This is a genomic window from Pseudomonas spirodelae, from assembly GCF_034653255.1.
In the GTDB taxonomy this organism is placed as follows: Bacteria; Pseudomonadota; Gammaproteobacteria; order Pseudomonadales; family Pseudomonadaceae; genus Aquipseudomonas; species Aquipseudomonas spirodelae.
This window is the reverse complement of sequence record NZ_JAYEET010000008.1, coordinates 1-15936: the sequence shown is the minus strand read 5'-3', so window position 1 is coordinate 15936 and position 15936 is coordinate 1. Positions and strand designations below refer to the sequence as shown.

Below are 15936 nucleotides of genomic sequence, written 5' to 3'. Positions count from 1 at the left end.
ATAATTAATCCGTAGATTCCAGAAAGGACACTGGCGCTTAGCGCGCCAGCAGTTGTTCCAGTCGGTTGCCGACACGTTCGGCACGGTCGGCTACGTCGCCGATCCACTCGATGATCTTGTAGAGGAACATCACATCGACCGCAGGAAGATCCTTTTCCAGTTTGAACAGCGTACGCCGCACTTCGATTTGCATCTTGTCGGTGTCGCGTTCGATTTGTTCCAGTTCCATGACCATGGATTCGACCAGCACTGCTTCGCGGCCACCAAAGCCGGTTTCCAGTAGCTCGTCGAGTTCGTTCATGGCCTTCAGCGCCTGGGCGCTGGCATCCACGGTGCGTTGTACAAACGCGCGCATCAGCTGTTGCAGCGGCTGCGGAATGGTCATTTCGCGGCCGAGCATCAGGCCGGCGATGTCCTTGGCGCGGTTGGCAACTTTGTCCTGTACACTCAGCAGCTCAAGCAGATCCGAGCGCGGTACGGGCAGGAACAGACTCTTGGGCAGGTGCAAGCGCACGTTTTTCTTGAGCTTGTCGGCCTCACCTTCGAGGCTGGCCATTTCCTGCTGTACCTGTTCTACCTTGGCCCAATCCTCGACCATTACGGCTTCGAAGAACGGCACCAGATTCGCTGCGCACTCGTGAGCCTTGGCAAAGTGCTTTTGCATTGGCCCAATCGGTGAGCGGCCAAACAGGCTGGCAAATGGATTGACTGGCATAGGGTGAACCCCGGCGTTAAGAAGGCGGCAAGTATACGGATCAGTCCGCAGGCCCGCTAGCGCAGGTAATCGGACTGTCACAATTTCATAGTAGGCGTTGACTCCCATCATCATGAACAAAGAAACCGAAATCAAACTGCGGGTTAGCCGTGCAACCTTGGCCGCCCTGCGTGATCACCCGTTGCTGAAGAAGCGCAACAAGAGTGGTTGGGAGCCGCGCGAACTGTTCAATCAGTACTTCGATACCCCCGAGCGCGATCTGGCAGCCGCCAAGGTGGCTCTGCGCGTGCGCCGCGACGGTGAGCAGTTTATTCAGACCCTGAAAACCCGTGGGCAAAGCGTGGCCGGCCTGTCGGAGCGCAATGAGTGGGACTGGAACCTGGCTAAAGCCAAGCTGGACCTGAAAAAACTCGATGACAGCTGCTGGCCAGCGGCCTTGGCCGAGTTGGACAAGAAGCAGTTGGTACCGATCTTCACCACTGATTTTATCCGTGAGAAGGCGGAAATCGCCTGGGGTCGCGGCAAGGCCAAGGTGGTGATCGAGGCCGCGCTGGACCTGGGCAAGGTGATTGCCGGCGAAGGCGAGGAAGAAATCTGCGAGCTGGAACTGGAGCTGCGCCAGGGTGAACCCGATGCGTTGCTGGAGCTGGCTGCCGAGCTGGCGGCTGATCTGGCGCTGATGCCCTGCGATATCAGCAAGGCCGAACGCGGTTATCGGCTGTTCGATGCCAGCAGCTACAGCCTGAATCTGCCGGCGCCTGCCGTGAGCGCGGAAACCAGCCTCGACGACAGCGTCGTCGCGCTGGGCTGGTACCTGCTGGGCAGCAGCCAGCGCCTGGCGGAACAATACCGCTTCAATGGCCACTGGCGCTTGCTGGTCGAGTGGCTGGAGCAGTTGATCGGTTTGCGAGCGCTGCTCGGTAGCCTCGGCCAGGCCGCGCCGCGTGCGAGCAGTCATGCCTTGCGTGAATTGCTTGATGCGTTGCTGTTGGAATGGCGGCCACTGCTGCTGGCCGGTCAGTTGGATGAGCAGGTGCGCAAAAATGCTCCGGCGCAGTTCGCGGCCGAGCTTGAAAACACCCGCTGGGGCCTGTTCTCCCTGACCACCTCGCGCTGGTTGCTGGCGCGCAGCTGGACCCAGGAGCGCAATAACCGTGGCAACCGCCAAGGTGCTGCGCCACTGGGTAACTGGTTGCCGACCTTGATTGCGGAAGAGGGCGCTGCCCTGCAGCTGCGTCGTTATCAGCAGCAGCCGGAAGATCTGGCCGAACAGCTGCCGCGTATCGAGCGCCTGCAGGTGTGGCTGCATTTGGCGCGTGAGGTGTTGGAGGTGCCAGAAGTCGACCGGCTCTATGGTGAACTGAACAAACTGGTCGAGCTGGCCAATCAGACCATTGACCCGGATGTACTGGCGGCGCGCAAGGCGCAGCTATTGACCATCGGTTCGCTAAAGGCCTGGCGTCAGCTGGTCAAGTAAGCGGCTGCCGACTGATGCCCCTTGCGGGGCATCAGTCTTGTTGGCGGCTCTTGGTGCGGCTACCACTGCAGGGATGCAGGACGTAGTGCGACGCAGAATGCCAGAGCCAACAGCTTCTCCCTGTTCTATCACTCAACTGCCATCACGAAAGCGTGTCCACACGGCTTCCAGGGTCGCGCTGTGCTTTTCCGGCAGGGTTTCCAATGCGTGCAGGCGGCGTTTGGTTTCGCGATCCGGGTACAAGCCCGGCTGGTTGCGCAGGGCTTCGTCGAGAAACGCCTGTGAGTCGGCATTACCGCTGGGGTACAGGGTTTCGGCGGTAATCAGTGCGGCGACCTTGGGCTGCATCAGGTAGTCGATAAAGCGATGAGCCAGGTCTGGACGTTTGGCGCTGCTGGGGATGACCAGGCTGTCGATAAACAGCACCGAGCCTTCATCCGGCACCAGAAAACGCACGGGTTGGCCGGCGTCGGCAGCGGCTAGCGCATCGCCAACCCAGGCCATGGCGACGCACAGTTTGCCCTGGTTGAGGTCGTCGATATAACGCTCGCTGTCGATATAGCGCAGGTTGGGGCGCAGGCCGTCGAGCACTTGGCTGCTGCGCTTGATCCGGCTCGGCGAGCTGCGTGCCAGGCTGCGGCCTTGATAACTGAGTAGTACGGTCAGGGTCTCGTCGGGTGCATCCAGCAGGCTGATGCCACAAGGGGCTAGCCGCGCGCTCTGTTCCGCGTCGAACAGCAGGCTCCAGCTGTCCGGTAGCGGGCCACCAAAGGCTGCTTCCGCGAGCGGTGTATTGATTGCCAGGCCCACGGCGCCCCATAGGTAGGGCACGGCATGCCGGTTGGCGGGGTCGAGGGCGACCAGGGTGCTGAGCAGTTGCTTGTCGAGGTGTTTGCGGTTGGGCAGTCGCTTGAAATCCAGCGGCTGCAGGGCGCCGTTCTTGATCATCGCTGGCAGCGCATCGTGCGAAGGCACGGCAATATCAATCGCTTCACCGCTGGCCAGTATGGTGTCCAACTCGGAGGCGGTGCTGAAGGTGTGGTATTCCACGCGAATACCGGTTTCGGCCTCGAAGTCCTTGAGCACCTGCGGGGCAATGTAGTCATTCCAGTTGTAGACGCGTATCACCTCTTCGGCGCTGGCCAGCAGCGGCGTCAGGGCAAGCAGCAGTAAGGCAAACAGGCGAGGCATGGTGATCTCCCGAAGAGGTCGTGTCGCGTCAGCAGGAATGTGCGGCGCAGCTTGCCCGTCATCGCGCCGAGACGTGAATAAAGGGCAGGCGTGGCGCAGCGCGCAGAATAAAAAACGCCGGCTCGAAGGCCGGCGTTGGGTGTTGCATCAAACGGTGTGCAAGTACCAGTTGTACTCGAGGTCGGAGATGGAGTTCTCGAACTCGGCCAACTCGCTTTCCTTACAGGCGACGAAGATATCGATGTATTTCGGGTCGATATAGCGTGCCAGGATTTCACTGTCGTCCAACTCGCGCAGGGCATCGCGCAGGTTGTTCGGCAGGCTTTGCTCGTTTTGCTCGTAGGAGTTGCCTTCTACAGGCGGCCCCGGCTCGATTTTGTTGGTCAGGCCGTGGTGCACACCAGCCAATACCGCCGACAGCAGCAAGTACGGGTTGGCGTCTGCGCCGGCGACGCGGTGCTCGATGCGCACGGCATCGGCCGTGTCATTCGGTACGCGCAGGGCTACGGTGCGGTTGTCGATACCCCAGCTTGGTGAGTTCGGTACGTAGTACTGCGCACCGAAGCGACGGTAAGAGTTGACGTTGGGGCAGAGGAAGGCCATCGAAGCAGGCATGGTTTCCAGCACGCCGCCAATGGCGTGGCGCAGTGCATCGTTCTGCTCAGGATCTTCGCAGGCAAAAATATTATTGCCGTCTTTGTCGAGAATCGAGATGTGCACATGCAGCCCGTTACCCGCTTGGTTGGGGTACGGCTTGGCCATGAAGGTGGTGTCCATTTCATGGTCATACGCGATGTTCTTAACCAGGCGCTTAAGCAGCAGCGCGTAGTCGCAGGCCTTGATCGGATCGGCGACGTGGTGCAGGTTCACCTCGAATTGCGCCGGCGCACTTTCCTTGACGATGGCGTCGGCAGGGATGCCCTGCTCTTTAGCACCTTCGAGGATGTCCTGCAGGCACTCGGCGTATTCATCGAGGTCGTCGATCAGGTACACCTGAGTCGAGTGTGGACGTTTGCCTGACAGGGGCGACAGCGGTGGCTGCGGACGGCCATTCACGTTGGCCTGGTCAATCAGGTAGAACTCCAGCTCGAAGGCTGCACAAATGGTAAGGCCCAGTTCGTCGAACTTCTCGACCACCTGACGCAACACTTCCCGTGGATCGGCAAAGAACGGCTGGCCTTCCAGTTCATGCATGGTCATTAACAGTTGCGCGGTAGGGCGCTTCTGCCAAGGCTCGTAGCACAGGGTGTTGGGGATGGGATAACAGATACGATCGGCATCGCCGATATCCAGACCCAGACCGGTGCTTTCCACCGTTGAACCATTGATATCCAGAGCGAATAGAGACGCCGGGAGATTGATGCCGCGCTCGTAAACCTTATGCAGGCTCGCACGCTCGATACGCTTACCGCGCACCACACCATTCATATCTGCGATCAGAAGGTCGACGAACAGGACCTCAGGATGTTTCTTAAGGAACGCGTTCGCTTCGTTAAGCTGAACGGCACGCGGGGGTACCGACATGATGCAACACCTTTTATGTTAAAAATATCAATCATGCAATTGCACGGGTGTGAGTCAATCTTAAACACCTGATGCTGTCAAGAGAGGCGCGTTTTGCCCCTAATTGGTGCTTGGTGGCCAATTTCAGGGCATTACAGGGCAGTGCAGCCTAGCTGAAGCCCTTGTCTTTCGCGGTGCTCAGTCGGGTGTGTTCAATTTTTTACATGGCTATTGTGAAAAAAAATGAACAAGGCTAAGCTCGGCCAAAACCCATAACAGCAATAAAACGGGTGTCTCATGTCGCGCCAGCCGATAATCGGCGTTAGTGCCTGCACCAAGCAGATCGGGCACAACATCTACCACACTGCCGGTGATAAATACCTGCAAGCAATTGTTCAGGTGGCAGGTGGTATGCCAGTCATCATCCCTGCACTGGGTGAGCAGCTTGATCAGGCTTACCTGCTGCAGCAACTCGACGGCCTGGTGTTTACCGGCTCGCCTTCCAACGTTGAACCCCATCACTATGCTGGCGACGCCAGTGAACCCGGCACTGCGCATGATCCGGCGCGTGACAATACGACACTTCCTTTGATTAAAGCAGCAATTGCTGCCGGTATCCCGGTGTTGGGCATTTGCCGTGGTTTTCAGGAGATGAACGTAGCCTTTGGTGGTGCACTGCATCAGCGTGTGCATGAGGTTGCCGGGTTAATGGACCACCGTGAACCCGCTGATCTTCCCGTAGAACAACAATATGGCCTGCGTCACGCGCTGCATGTGCAGCCGGGCGGGCTGCTCGCCGGCATCGGCTTGCCGGACGAGATTCAAGTTAATTCCATTCATGGCCAGGGCGTTCAGCGTCTGGCGCCGGGCCTTCGCGTAGAAGCACTGGCGCCTGACGGGTTGATCGAAGCCTTCTCCGTCGAAGGTGCCAAAAGCTTTGCCTTGGGGGTGCAATGGCACCCTGAATGGCAGGTACGATCTAACCCGAATTATCTCGCCATCTTCCAGGCCTTTGGTGAGGCTTGCAGGAAGACGGCGGGGCAACGCTGAACCGACTCTATATAAGTCGGTTCTCACCAACCCTGAGGTCTCTATGAGCACCAAATTAGACCAGCTTTCGAGCTGGCTGAAAGAACGCAAAATCACCGAAGTTGAATGCTTGATCAGCGATCTTACCGGCATTGCCCGCGGTAAGATTTCGCCGACCAATAAGTTCCTCGACGAAAAGGGCATGCGCCTCCCCGAGAGTGTGCTGCTACAGACAGTGACCGGCGACTACGTCGAGGATGACATCTATTACGACCTGCTCGACGAGGCGGACATTGATATGTTCTGCCGCCCGGATGAGAACGCCGCGTTCCTGGTGCCATGGGCGCTGGAGCCGACGGCGATGGTGATCCACGACACCTTCGACAAGCAGGGCAATCCGATCGAGCTGTCGCCGCGCAACATCCTCAAGAATATTCTCAAGTTGTATGCCGATAAGGGCTGGAAGCCGATCGTCGCGCCGGAAATGGAGTTCTACCTGACCAAGCGTTGCAGCGACCCGGATTTCCCGCTGGAAGCGCCGATGGGCCGCTCCGGGCGTCCTGAGGTGGGCCGCCAGTCGTTCTCTATCGATGCCGCCAACGAATTTGATCCGCTGTTTGAAGACGTCTACGACTGGTGCGAAATCCAGGGCCTGGACCTCGACACGCTGATCCACGAAGACGGCCCGGCACAGATGGAGATCAACTTCCGTCACGGCGAGGCGCTGCATCTGGCGGATCAGATCACCGTATTCAAGCGCACCATGCGTGAAGCCTCGCTCAAGCACGATGTGGCCGCGACCTTTATGGCCAAGCCGATCACCGATCAGCCAGGCAGCGCGATGCACATTCACCAGAGCGTGGTGGACATCAAGACCGGCAAGAACCTGTTCTCCAATGCCGACGGCAGCATGAGCCAGCTGTTTATGAACCACATCGGCGGCCTGCAGAAGTACATCCCTGAGCTGCTGCCGCTGTTCGCGCCAAACGTCAATTCGTTCCGCCGCTTCCTGCCGGACACCTCGGCGCCGGTGAACGTCGAATGGGGCGAAGAGAACCGCACGGTTGGCCTGCGCGTACCGGAAGCCACGCCGCAGAACCGCCGTGTCGAAAACCGCCTGGCCGGTGCTGACGCCAACCCCTATCTGGTCCTCGCGGCTTCGCTGCTGTGCGGCTACATGGGCATGGTTGAAGACATTAAGCCAAGTGCGCCAGTCAAAGGGCGTGCTTACGAGCGCCGCAACCTGCGTCTGCCGATCACCATCGAGCATGCGCTGGAGCGGATGGAGGCTTGCAAGGCCGCCGAGAAGTACCTGGGCGAGAAGTTCATGCGCGGCTACGTAGCCGTTAAGCGTGCCGAGCACGAGAACTACAAACGCGTAATCAGCTCCTGGGAACGCGAGTTCCTGCTGCTGTCGGTGTAACCGTCAGGTGGCTGGCGCGGGTGACCCCGGCGCCAGCCACTGCCAAGTATTTTCCTGGGCTGCAATGCGCAGCCTGTGTAATCAAGGTGTTGTTATGAACAGTCAAGTGACCAACCCGAAAACCCGCGAGTGGCAGGCCATGAGCCGCGAACACCACCTCGCGCCGTTTAGCGACTTCAAACAGTTGGCGGAAAACGGGCCGCGCATTATCACCAAGGCCGATGGCGTGTACCTGTGGGACAGCGAGGGTCACAAGATCCTCGATGCCATGGCCGGGCTCTGGTGTGTGGCGATTGGCTATGGTCGCAAAGAGCTGGCAGACGCCGCTGCTAAGCAGATGCAAGAGCTGCCCTACTACAACATGTTCTTCCAGACCGCCACGCCGCCGGCGCTGGAGCTGGCTAAGGCGATTTCTGATCTGGCCCCGCAAGGCATGAACCACGTGTTCTTCACCGGCTCGGGTTCGGAAGGTAACGACACCATGCTGCGGATGGTGCGCCATTACTGGGCAATCAAGGGGCAGCCCAACAAGAAGGTCATCATCAGTCGGGTTAACGGCTACCACGGCTCCACCGTAGCCGGCGCCAGCCTGGGCGGCATGAAGTACATGCACGAACAGGGCGATTTGCCGATCCCGGGCATCGTGCACATCCCGCAGCCGTACTGGTTTGCTGAGGGCGGCGACATGAGCCCTGACGAGTTCGGCATCTGGGCGGCCGATCAGCTGGAGCAGAAAATCCTCGAAGTCGGCGAAGAGAATGTTGCCGCCTTTATTGCCGAGCCGATCCAAGGCGCCGGTGGGGTGATTATTCCGCCGGACAGCTACTGGCCGCGCATCCGCGAGATTCTCGCCAAGTACGACATTCTATTTGTCGCCGATGAAGTGATCTGCGGGTTCGGCCGCACCGGTGAGTGGTTCGGCAGCGACTATTTCGGCAACACGCCGCACATGATGACCATCGCTAAAGGCCTGACCAGCGGCTACATCCCCATGGGCGGGCTGATCGTGCGCGATGACATCGTCGAGGTGCTTAACCAGGGCGGCGATTTCAACCACGGCTTCACCTATTCCGGGCACCCGGTGGCTGCTGCGGTGGCCCTGGAAAACCTGCGTATTCTGCGTGAAGAAAAGATTGTTGAGCGGGTCAAGGCAGAAACGGCACCGTATTTGCAGAAACGTTTACGTGAGCTGGCCGATCACCCGCTGGTGGGTGAAGTGCGCGGCGTCGGCATGTTGGGCGCCATTGAATTGGTGCAGGACAAGGCCAGCCGTAAGCGTTTCTCCGGCGATGTGGGTGTGGGCATGATCTGCCGCGGACACTGCTTTAATAATGGTCTGATCATGCGCGCCGTAGGCGACACCATGATTATTTCGCCGCCGCTGGTGATCAGCCATGCGGAAATCGACGAACTGCTGGAAAAGGCCCGTAAATGCCTCGACCTGACTGCCGCAGAGGTGCTGGTTTAAGGTTTAATATTCTTTGTTTTTCAGGCACTTATGTCTGAATGTTGAAACAGGGGTGTGACCTTGCCAGACTGCGCCAATGCGTGTGTCAGGCTCACCGGAAGGTGCTGCAGATGGCTGCGCATCTTTCGGATATGACTACAACAACAGGAGCTGTACGCATGAAAACTTTCGGCAAAACCCTTCTCGCGTTGTCCCTTGCTGGGGCTGTGGTGAGTGCCGCACACGCGGATGACAAAGTCCTTCACGTCTACAACTGGTCCGACTACATCGCAGAAGACACCATCGATAACTTCCAGAAGGAAACCGGCATCAAGGTCGTCTACGACGTCTTTGACAGCAACGAAACCCTGGAAGCCAAACTGCTGGCCGGTAGCTCCGGTTACGACATCGTGGTGCCGTCTAACCCATTCCTGGCCAAGCAGATCAAGGCCGGCGTTTACCAGAAGCTGGACAAGTCCAAGCTGCCCAACTGGGAAAACCTCGACAAGAACCTGCTCAAAGCCCTCGATCCGAGCGACCCGGGTAACCTGTACTCGATCCCCTACATGTGGGGCACCATCGGCATTGGTTACAACGTCGACAAGGTCAAGGCTGCGCTCGGCGCAGACGCACCGGTCAATTCCTGGGACCTGGTATTCAAGCCAGAAAACATGGCCAAGCTGAAAGAGTGCGGCGTGTCGTTCCTCGATTCGCCGACTGAAATTCTCCCGGCTGCACTCAACTACCTGGGCTTCAAGCCGGACAGCACCAATGCCGGTGAGCTGAAGAAAGCCGAAGAACTGTTCCTCTCGGTTCGTCCTTCGACCTCCTACTTCCATAGCTCCAAGTACATCGGCGACCTGGCCAACGGCAACATCTGCGTGGCGATTGGCTACTCGGGTGACCTGTATCAGTCCAAGTCCCGTGCTGAAGACGCCAAGAATGGCGTGAACATCTCGTACAGCATCCCGAAAGAAGGTGCTGGCAGCTTCTTCGACATGTTGGCCATCCCAGCCGATGCGAAAAACGTTGAAGCCGCTCACGTGTTCCTCAACTACCTGATGAAGCCAGACGTCATGGCCAACATCACCAACGTCGTGCAATTCCCTAATGGCAACGCCGCCGCCACGCCGCTGGTGGATGACGTGCTGCGTAACGACCCGGGCATCTACCCGGACGCCGAAACCATGGCCAAGATCTACACCTTCCCGGATCTGCCCGCCAAGGTGCAGCGCACCATGACGCGCAGCTGGACCAAGATCAAATCTGGTCAGTAATGCCATAGCCCTAAAGGTGTGCGGTGGCTTCCTCCACCGCATTCACCCACAACAATAAGGAAATCACTATGCGTCGTACTCCACTTCTGGCCGGTCTGCTGGCCGCCGCCGTCAGCGTCTCCGCCGTGCAAGCCGCCGAGCCTGTGGTCAAGGTCTACAACTGGTCCGACTACATCGGCGAAACCACCCTGGCCGACTTCCAGAAGGCCACGGGCATCAAAGCCTTGTACGACGTCTTTGACAGCAACGAAACCCTGGAAGGCAAGCTGCTGGCGGGCCGCTCTGGCTACGACATCGTGGTGCCGTCCAACCATTTCCTCGGCAAGCAGATCAAGGCGGGCGCGTTTCAGAAGCTCGACCGCAGTCAGCTGCCGAACTGGGAAAATCTCGATCCAGCGCTGCTCAAGCAGTTGGACGTTAACGATCCCGGTAACCAGTATTCAGTGCCTTACCTGTGGGGCACCAACGGTATTGGCTACAACGTCGCCAAAATCAAAGAAGTGCTGGGCGTCGACAAGATCGACTCCTGGGCCATGGTTTACGAGCCTGAAAACATGAAGAAGCTCGCGGCTTGCGGCGTTAGCTTCCTCGACTCGGCCGACGAAATGATTCCCGGCGTGCTCAACTACATGGGCCTCGACCCTAACACCCGTGACGCCGCCGACTACGCCAAGGCTGAAGCCAAGCTGCTGGCCGTGCGTCCTTACGTGCGTTACTTCCACAGCTCGAAATACATCGGTGACCTGGCCAACGGCAATATCTGCGTAGCGGTGGGCTTCTCCGGTGACATTCTGCAAGCCGCCGACCGTGCTGAAGAAGCCGGCAAGGGCATCGAGATCGCTTACAGCATCCCGAAAGAAGGCGCCAACCTGTGGTTTGACATGATGGCCATTCCGGTTGATGCCGGTAACCCGAAAGAAGCCCACGCCTTTATCAACTTTTTGCTCGACCCAGCGGCCATTGCCCAGGTCAGCGATTACGTCGGTTATGCCAACCCTAATACCAAGGCAGGCGAGTTCATGGACCCAGAGGTGCGTAACGACGAGTCGGTTTATCCGCCGCAGGACGTCCTCGACAAGCTGTACATCTCGGCGGAATTGCCGGTGAAAGTACAACGCTTGATGACGCGCAGCTGGACCAAGATTAAGTCCGGCCAATAACTTTAAAACGCCCGGCCAATTGGCCGGGCGCTACTTTTGCGGGAGTGTTGGGAATGGCAGTTGCTTCCAGTGCCTATAAGAAAGTGCTTGAAGGCGATCAGCAACCGAAAGAGGTGTTGGTCAAAATTGAGCGCGTCACCAAGAAATTTGATGAAACCATCGCCGTAGATGATGTTTCGCTGACCATCAACAAGGGTGAAATCTTCGCTCTGCTCGGTGGTTCGGGTTCGGGTAAATCAACCCTGCTGCGCATGCTCGCTGGCTTCGAACGGCCTACCGAGGGGCGAATCTTCCTCGACGGTGAAGACATCACCGATCTGCCGCCCTACGAGCGGCCGATCAACATGATGTTCCAGTCCTACGCCCTGTTCCCGCACATGAGCGTGGCCGAGAACATCGCCTTCGGCCTCAAGCAAGACAAAATGCCCAAGGCGGAAATCGCCGCCCGCGTTGAAGAAATGCTCAAGCTGGTGCACATGAGCCAGTACGCCAAGCGCAAGCCGCATCAGCTCTCCGGTGGTCAGCGTCAGCGTGTGGCGTTGGCGCGTTCGCTGGCCAAGCGGCCTAAGCTGCTGCTGCTCGACGAGCCCATGGGCGCTCTGGACAAGAAGCTGCGTTCGCAGATGCAGCTTGAGCTGGTCGAGATCATCGAGCGCGTCGGCGTAACCTGCGTCATGGTGACCCACGACCAGGAAGAGGCCATGACCATGGCCCAGCGCATCGCCATCATGCACCTCGGCTGGATCGCCCAGATCGGCAGCCCGGTCGACATTTACGAAACCCCGACCAGCCGCCTGGTCTGCGAGTTCATCGGCAGCGTCAACCTGTTCGAAGGCACCGTAGTCGAGGACATGGAAGACCACGCGCTGATCGACAGCCCCGATCTTGAGCGCAACATCTATGTCGGCCACGGGGTTAATACCTCGGTGCAGGACAAGAGCATCACCTACGCCATTCGCCCGGAAAAAATGCTCTTCAGCACCGAGCAGCCAGGCTTTGAGTACAACTGGTCACGCGGCACCGTGCACGACATTGCCTACCTGGGTGGCCACTCGGTGTTTTACGTGCAGCTGCCAAGCGGCAAGATCGTCCAGTCATTTGTCGCCAACGCTGAACGGCGCGGCGCACGGCCTACCTGGGACGATGAAGTCTACGTCTGGTGGGAGGACGACAGCGGGGTGACATTACGCTCATGAATATCAGCCGAAGCATCAGCCGCCGTATGCCCAAGGGCCGGCACCTGGTAATTGGGGTGCCCTTCCTCTGGCTGTTCCTATTCTTCCTGCTGCCTTTCATCATTGTGATGAAAATCAGCTTTGCCGAAGCCGATGTTGCCATCCCGCCCTACACCGAGGTGTTCAGCTGGGTGGACAACACCTTCACCCTGATCGTTAACCTGAGTAACTACATCTTCCTCAGTGAAGATGCGCTGTACCTGGCGGCTTACTTGGGCTCATTGAAAATAGCCGCCATCAGCACGCTGCTTTGCCTGGTGATTGGCTTTCCAATGGCTTACGCCATCGCGCGGGCCGACAAAGCCAAGCAAATGGTCTTTTTGCTGCTGATCATGATGCCGACCTGGACGGCGATTCTGATCCGCGTGTATGCCTGGATGGGCATCCTCAGCAACAACGGCCTGCTCAACAGCTTCCTGCTGTGGCTGGGGGTGATCAACGAACCGCTGCAGATCCTCAACACCAACCTGGCGGTGTACATCGGTATCGTCTATTCGTACCTGCCGTTTATGATCCTGCCGCTGTTCGCCAACCTGGTAAAACACGACCAGAGCCTGCTGGAAGCCGCCGCCGACCTGGGGTCGAGCACCTTCAACAGCTTCTGGAAAATCACCGTACCGCTGGCCAAAGGCGGCATCATCACCGGCTGCATGCTGGTGTTTATCCCGGTGGTGGGTGAGTTCGTGATTCCTGAACTGCTCGGTGGTCCGGAAACCCTGATGATCGGCAAGGTGCTCTGGCAAGAGTTCTTCAACAACCGCGACTGGCCGGTAGCCTCCGCCCTGGCGGTGGTCATGCTGGCGATCCTGATCATCCCGATCATTCTGTTTAACCGTCACCAAGCGAAAGAAATGGAGGGCCGGCCATGAAGCGTTTTAGTTTCTCCAACTTTATGTTGTGGGCCGGTTTTGCCTTTATCTACCTGCCGATGCTGATCCTGGTGATCTACTCGTTCAACGAGTCGCGCCTGGTCACGGTGTGGGGCGGCTGGTCGGTGAAGTGGTACGTCGGCTTGCTCGACAACACCCAGCTGATGAACTCGGTGATGCGCTCGCTGGAAATCGCCTGCTACACCGCGATTGCCGCCGTTGCGCTGGGCACCATGGCCGCCTTCGTGCTGACCCGCGTCACCCGCTTCAAGGGCCGCACGCTGTTCGGTGGCCTGGTCACCGCACCGCTGGTGATGCCCGAGGTGATTACCGGTCTGTCGCTGCTGTTGCTGTTTGTGGCGATGGCCCAGCTGATCGGCTGGCCGGCTGAGCGCGGCATCTTGACCATCTGGATCGCCCACACCACCTTCTGTTCGGCCTATGTGGCCGTGGTGGTGTCGTCGCGCCTGCGTGAGTTGGACCTGTCCATCGAAGAAGCGGCCATGGACCTCGGTGCCAAACCGTGGAAGGTGTTCTTCCTGATCACCATCCCGATGATCGCGCCTTCGCTGGCGGCCGGCGCAATGATGTCCTTTGCCCTGTCGCTGGACGATCTGGTACTCGCCAGCTTCGTCTCCGGGCCGGGCTCGACCACCTTGCCGATGGAAGTCTTCTCCGCGGTACGTCTGGGCGTGAAGCCGGAAATCAACGCGGTGGCCAGCCTGATCCTGTTGTCGGTGTCCTTCGCCACCTTCCTGGTGTGGTTCTTCGCCCACCGTGCCGAAGAAAAGCGCAAGAAAGCCCTGCAGCAAGCGATGGATGAATCCACCGGTGCCCACCTGCAAGACGGCCCCGATAACCGCCGCGACCCCTCGCAAGTGCATGCTTGATCGCACGGCGGGTTAAAACAAAAAGGGCCACATATGTGGCCCTTTTTGCTGTGGTGCTCACCCCATAAAGGGGCTCGCAAGTGCTGGCAGATACCCTGGCGCACCGACCGCGCTAACGGTGTTTGTACTGCGTCGGGCAATACCCTCGGACCACCTGCGGGTCGCGCAACTGCAGATGCTTGGTCTGCCGACCACTGACCCGCTCGCGCCATAGCTTGAAGCTGCCCGGCTTAAGGCTGCGTCGCATCAGCGCAATCACCCCAGCCTCATCCAAGCCGAACTGCGATTGAATGGCTTCGAACGGCGTTCGATCTTCCCAGGCCATCTCGATAACCCGTGATAACTCACTCTCTGAAAACACCACCCTGACCTCATCGCATGCTGATTAATCTGGCGCTGATACGGCGCCCATCATAAGAGGCTGGTACAGGCTGTGAAAGGTTTTGTAGCCGAGGTAAACGGTGCGTGGCGCAATTGGGTTACGGCGGTTAGGCGGGCGGCGGTAAAGCCGGACACTGCAGAGCGTGCGGCGCAGTGCCCGGTAGAGCGACAGCGTTCAGCGCATAAGCGCTGATGGTTTACGTCAGGTCTTTGACTGTCTCAGACGTCCCGTTATTTTTTACGGACTCAATGCCCTTATCACGCGCCGCCGCCGTCGCATACATTTGGCTGGAGCCAATAATCTGATGATTAGCCGCCTTTAAATTAAAGTAAAACTTATTGTTCGCCGACTCTTTCCTGTCGTAGCGCTCATCTGTTTGGCAGTTATTTTGCACCGAGGCAATGCCGTTCTCAGCGCTTGCTCTGGTTTTATATAACTCACTTGTGAGAATGGTTTCCGCATTGCCCGCTTTAAGGAAATTCTGAAGAAGACTTCCTGATTTTGGCAAAATACCCGGATTCCACCCGCTGAGTTTTCCGATGAAGCAGATGACCTTCGCCGACGCCGAGTACGCCAGCAAGCGCAAGCAGACCCGCAAAGAATTATTCCTGATCGAAATGGATCGGGTGGTTCCGTGGAAGGGGTTGATTGCCTTGATCGAACCCCATTACCCCAAGGGTGATGGTGGTCGTCCGGCCTATCCGCTGATGGCGATGCTGCGAGTGCATCTGATGCAGAACTGGTTCGGTTACAGCGATCCGGCGATGGAAGAGGCGCTGTACGAAACCACCATCCTGCGCCAGTTTGCTGGGCTGAGCCTGGAGCGCATCCCTGATGAAACCACTATCCTCAACTTCCGTCGCTTGCTGGAGAAACACGAGCTGGCCGCGGGCATCCTGGCCGTGATTAATGGCTACCTGGGCGACCGAGGGTTGTCGCTGCGCCAAGGCACGATTGTCGATGCCACGCTGATCAATGCGCCGAGTTCGACCAAGAACAAGGACGGTAAGCGCGACCCGGAGATGCATCAGACCAAAAAAGGCCAGCAGTACTACTTCGGTATGAAGGCCCATATCGGCGTGGACGTCGAGTCCGGCCTGGTGCACAGCGTGGTGGGCACGGCGGCCAACGTGGCGGATATCACCCAAGTCGACAAGCTGTTGCACGGTGAGGAAAACATGGTGGGAGCCGATGCGGGCTATACCGGTGTCGAAAAGCGTCCGGAGCATGATGGCCGGAAGGTTATTTGGCAGGTGGCGGCACGCCGCAGCACCTACAAGAAACTGGGCAAGCGCAGCGCTCTATACAAAGCCAAGCGCAAAATCGAGAAGGCCAAGG

General features: G+C 58.4%; 15 protein-coding genes. 10 read left to right on the top strand and 5 right to left on the bottom strand.

Annotated elements, in window-relative coordinates; translation table 11 throughout:
* Window positions 1–37: 37 nt before the first annotated feature.
* Window positions 38–715 (bottom strand): TIGR00153 family protein, encoded by a 678-nt coding sequence (locus SOP97_RS02875; protein WP_274087335.1) that lies wholly within the window; start codon window positions 713–715, stop codon window positions 38–40.
* Between the two features lie 112 nt (window positions 716–827).
* On the opposite strand from SOP97_RS02875, the gene SOP97_RS02870 reads away from it, so the two are divergent.
* Window positions 828–2192: a CYTH domain-containing protein gene (locus SOP97_RS02870; RefSeq protein ID WP_274087334.1), complete on the top strand. Its 1365-nt coding sequence runs from the start codon at window positions 828–830 to the stop codon at window positions 2190–2192.
* A gap of 132 nt (window positions 2193–2324) precedes the next feature.
* Here SOP97_RS02870 and SOP97_RS02865 read toward each other — a convergent pair whose 3' ends face one another.
* Together SOP97_RS02865 and SOP97_RS02860 are read right to left on the bottom strand one after the other, a co-directional pair.
* Window positions 2325–3383 carry a polyamine ABC transporter substrate-binding protein gene (locus SOP97_RS02865; RefSeq protein ID WP_322948167.1) on the bottom strand — a complete coding sequence of 353 codons (1059 nt, stop codon included), beginning with the start codon at window positions 3381–3383 and terminating at the stop codon, window positions 2325–2327.
* Between the two features lie 147 nt (window positions 3384–3530).
* Window positions 3531–4907, bottom strand: a complete 1377-nt coding sequence (locus SOP97_RS02860) for a glutamine synthetase family protein (RefSeq protein WP_274087332.1) — start codon at window positions 4905–4907, stop codon at window positions 3531–3533.
* Between the two features lie 276 nt (window positions 4908–5183).
* Here SOP97_RS02860 and SOP97_RS02855 point away from each other — a divergent pair, with 276 nt between their 5' ends.
* The 8 genes from SOP97_RS02855 to SOP97_RS02820 all read left to right on the top strand — a co-directional run bounded on the left by SOP97_RS02855 (window position 5184) and on the right by SOP97_RS02820 (window position 14216).
* Entirely contained in the window at window positions 5184–5936 is a 753-nt protein-coding gene (locus tag SOP97_RS02855) for a gamma-glutamyl-gamma-aminobutyrate hydrolase family protein (protein ID WP_274087331.1), read from the top strand.
* 43 nt (window positions 5937–5979) lie between these two features.
* Complete coding sequence (locus tag SOP97_RS02850; RefSeq protein ID WP_274087330.1) at window positions 5980–7338, top strand: glutamine synthetase family protein; 1359 nt, start codon at window positions 5980–5982, stop codon at window positions 7336–7338.
* 94 nt (window positions 7339–7432) lie between these two features.
* Entirely contained in the window at window positions 7433–8806 is a 1374-nt protein-coding gene (locus SOP97_RS02845) for an aspartate aminotransferase family protein (RefSeq protein WP_274087329.1), read from the top strand.
* Between the two features lie 158 nt (window positions 8807–8964).
* Window positions 8965–10062, top strand: a complete 1098-nt coding sequence (locus tag SOP97_RS02840; protein ID WP_274087328.1) for an extracellular solute-binding protein — start codon at window positions 8965–8967, stop codon at window positions 10060–10062.
* Between the two features lie 68 nt (window positions 10063–10130).
* Window positions 10131–11222, top strand: coding sequence for a polyamine ABC transporter substrate-binding protein (locus SOP97_RS02835; RefSeq protein ID WP_322948166.1), 1092 nt, complete (start codon window positions 10131–10133; stop codon window positions 11220–11222).
* A 53-nt stretch (window positions 11223–11275) separates the two neighbouring features.
* Complete coding sequence (gene potA / locus SOP97_RS02830) at window positions 11276–12418, top strand: polyamine ABC transporter ATP-binding protein (RefSeq protein ID WP_274087326.1); 1143 nt, start codon at window positions 11276–11278, stop codon at window positions 12416–12418.
* Window positions 12419–12444: 26 nt separating this feature from the next.
* Window positions 12445–13326: an ABC transporter permease subunit gene (locus tag SOP97_RS02825; RefSeq protein ID WP_274087437.1), complete on the top strand. Its 882-nt coding sequence runs from the start codon at window positions 12445–12447 to the stop codon at window positions 13324–13326.
* Window positions 13323–14216: an ABC transporter permease subunit gene (locus tag SOP97_RS02820; RefSeq protein WP_274087325.1), complete on the top strand. Its 894-nt coding sequence runs from the start codon at window positions 13323–13325 to the stop codon at window positions 14214–14216. Before SOP97_RS02825 ends, SOP97_RS02820 begins: the two co-directional genes overlap by 4 nt.
* Window positions 14217–14328: 112 nt before the next feature.
* Here SOP97_RS02820 and SOP97_RS02815 read toward each other — a convergent pair whose 3' ends face one another.
* Together SOP97_RS02815 and SOP97_RS02810 are read right to left on the bottom strand one after the other, a co-directional pair.
* Window positions 14329–14577 carry a TIGR03643 family protein gene (locus SOP97_RS02815; protein ID WP_322948165.1) on the bottom strand — a complete coding sequence of 83 codons (249 nt, stop codon included), beginning with the start codon at window positions 14575–14577 and terminating at the stop codon, window positions 14329–14331.
* Between the two features lie 217 nt (window positions 14578–14794).
* A complete protein-coding gene (locus SOP97_RS02810; protein WP_322948164.1) occupies window positions 14795–15106 on the bottom strand; it encodes a YegP family protein in 312 nt (103 codons plus the stop codon).
* Between the two features lie 31 nt (window positions 15107–15137).
* Between SOP97_RS02810 and SOP97_RS02805 the strand changes: the two genes are divergently transcribed.
* The coding region (locus tag SOP97_RS02805) for an IS5 family transposase (RefSeq protein WP_322948163.1) at window positions 15138–15936 on the top strand (799 nt) is incomplete at its 3' end.

Coding starts and splice junctions, on each gene's coding strand:
- SOP97_RS02835 (WP_322948166.1), top strand. CDS start 10,131: ATGCGTCGTACTCCACTTCTGGCCGGTCTGCTGGCCGCCGCCGTCAGC.
- SOP97_RS02850 (WP_274087330.1), top strand. CDS start 5,980: ATGAGCACCAAATTAGACCAGCTTTCGAGCTGGCTGAAAGAACGCAAA.
- potA (WP_274087326.1), top strand. CDS start 11,276: ATGGCAGTTGCTTCCAGTGCCTATAAGAAAGTGCTTGAAGGCGATCAG.
- SOP97_RS02820 (WP_274087325.1), top strand. CDS start 13,323: ATGAAGCGTTTTAGTTTCTCCAACTTTATGTTGTGGGCCGGTTTTGCC.
- SOP97_RS02840 (WP_274087328.1), top strand. CDS start 8,965: ATGAAAACTTTCGGCAAAACCCTTCTCGCGTTGTCCCTTGCTGGGGCT.
- SOP97_RS02855 (WP_274087331.1), top strand. CDS start 5,184: ATGTCGCGCCAGCCGATAATCGGCGTTAGTGCCTGCACCAAGCAGATC.
- SOP97_RS02860 (WP_274087332.1), bottom strand. CDS start 4,907: ATGTCGGTACCCCCGCGTGCCGTTCAGCTTAACGAAGCGAACGCGTTC.
- SOP97_RS02825 (WP_274087437.1), top strand. CDS start 12,445: ATGCCCAAGGGCCGGCACCTGGTAATTGGGGTGCCCTTCCTCTGGCTG.
- SOP97_RS02875 (WP_274087335.1), bottom strand. CDS start 715: ATGCCAGTCAATCCATTTGCCAGCCTGTTTGGCCGCTCACCGATTGGG.
- SOP97_RS02870 (WP_274087334.1), top strand. CDS start 828: ATGAACAAAGAAACCGAAATCAAACTGCGGGTTAGCCGTGCAACCTTG.
- SOP97_RS02845 (WP_274087329.1), top strand. CDS start 7,433: ATGAACAGTCAAGTGACCAACCCGAAAACCCGCGAGTGGCAGGCCATG.
- SOP97_RS02865 (WP_322948167.1), bottom strand. CDS start 3,383: ATGCCTCGCCTGTTTGCCTTACTGCTGCTTGCCCTGACGCCGCTGCTG.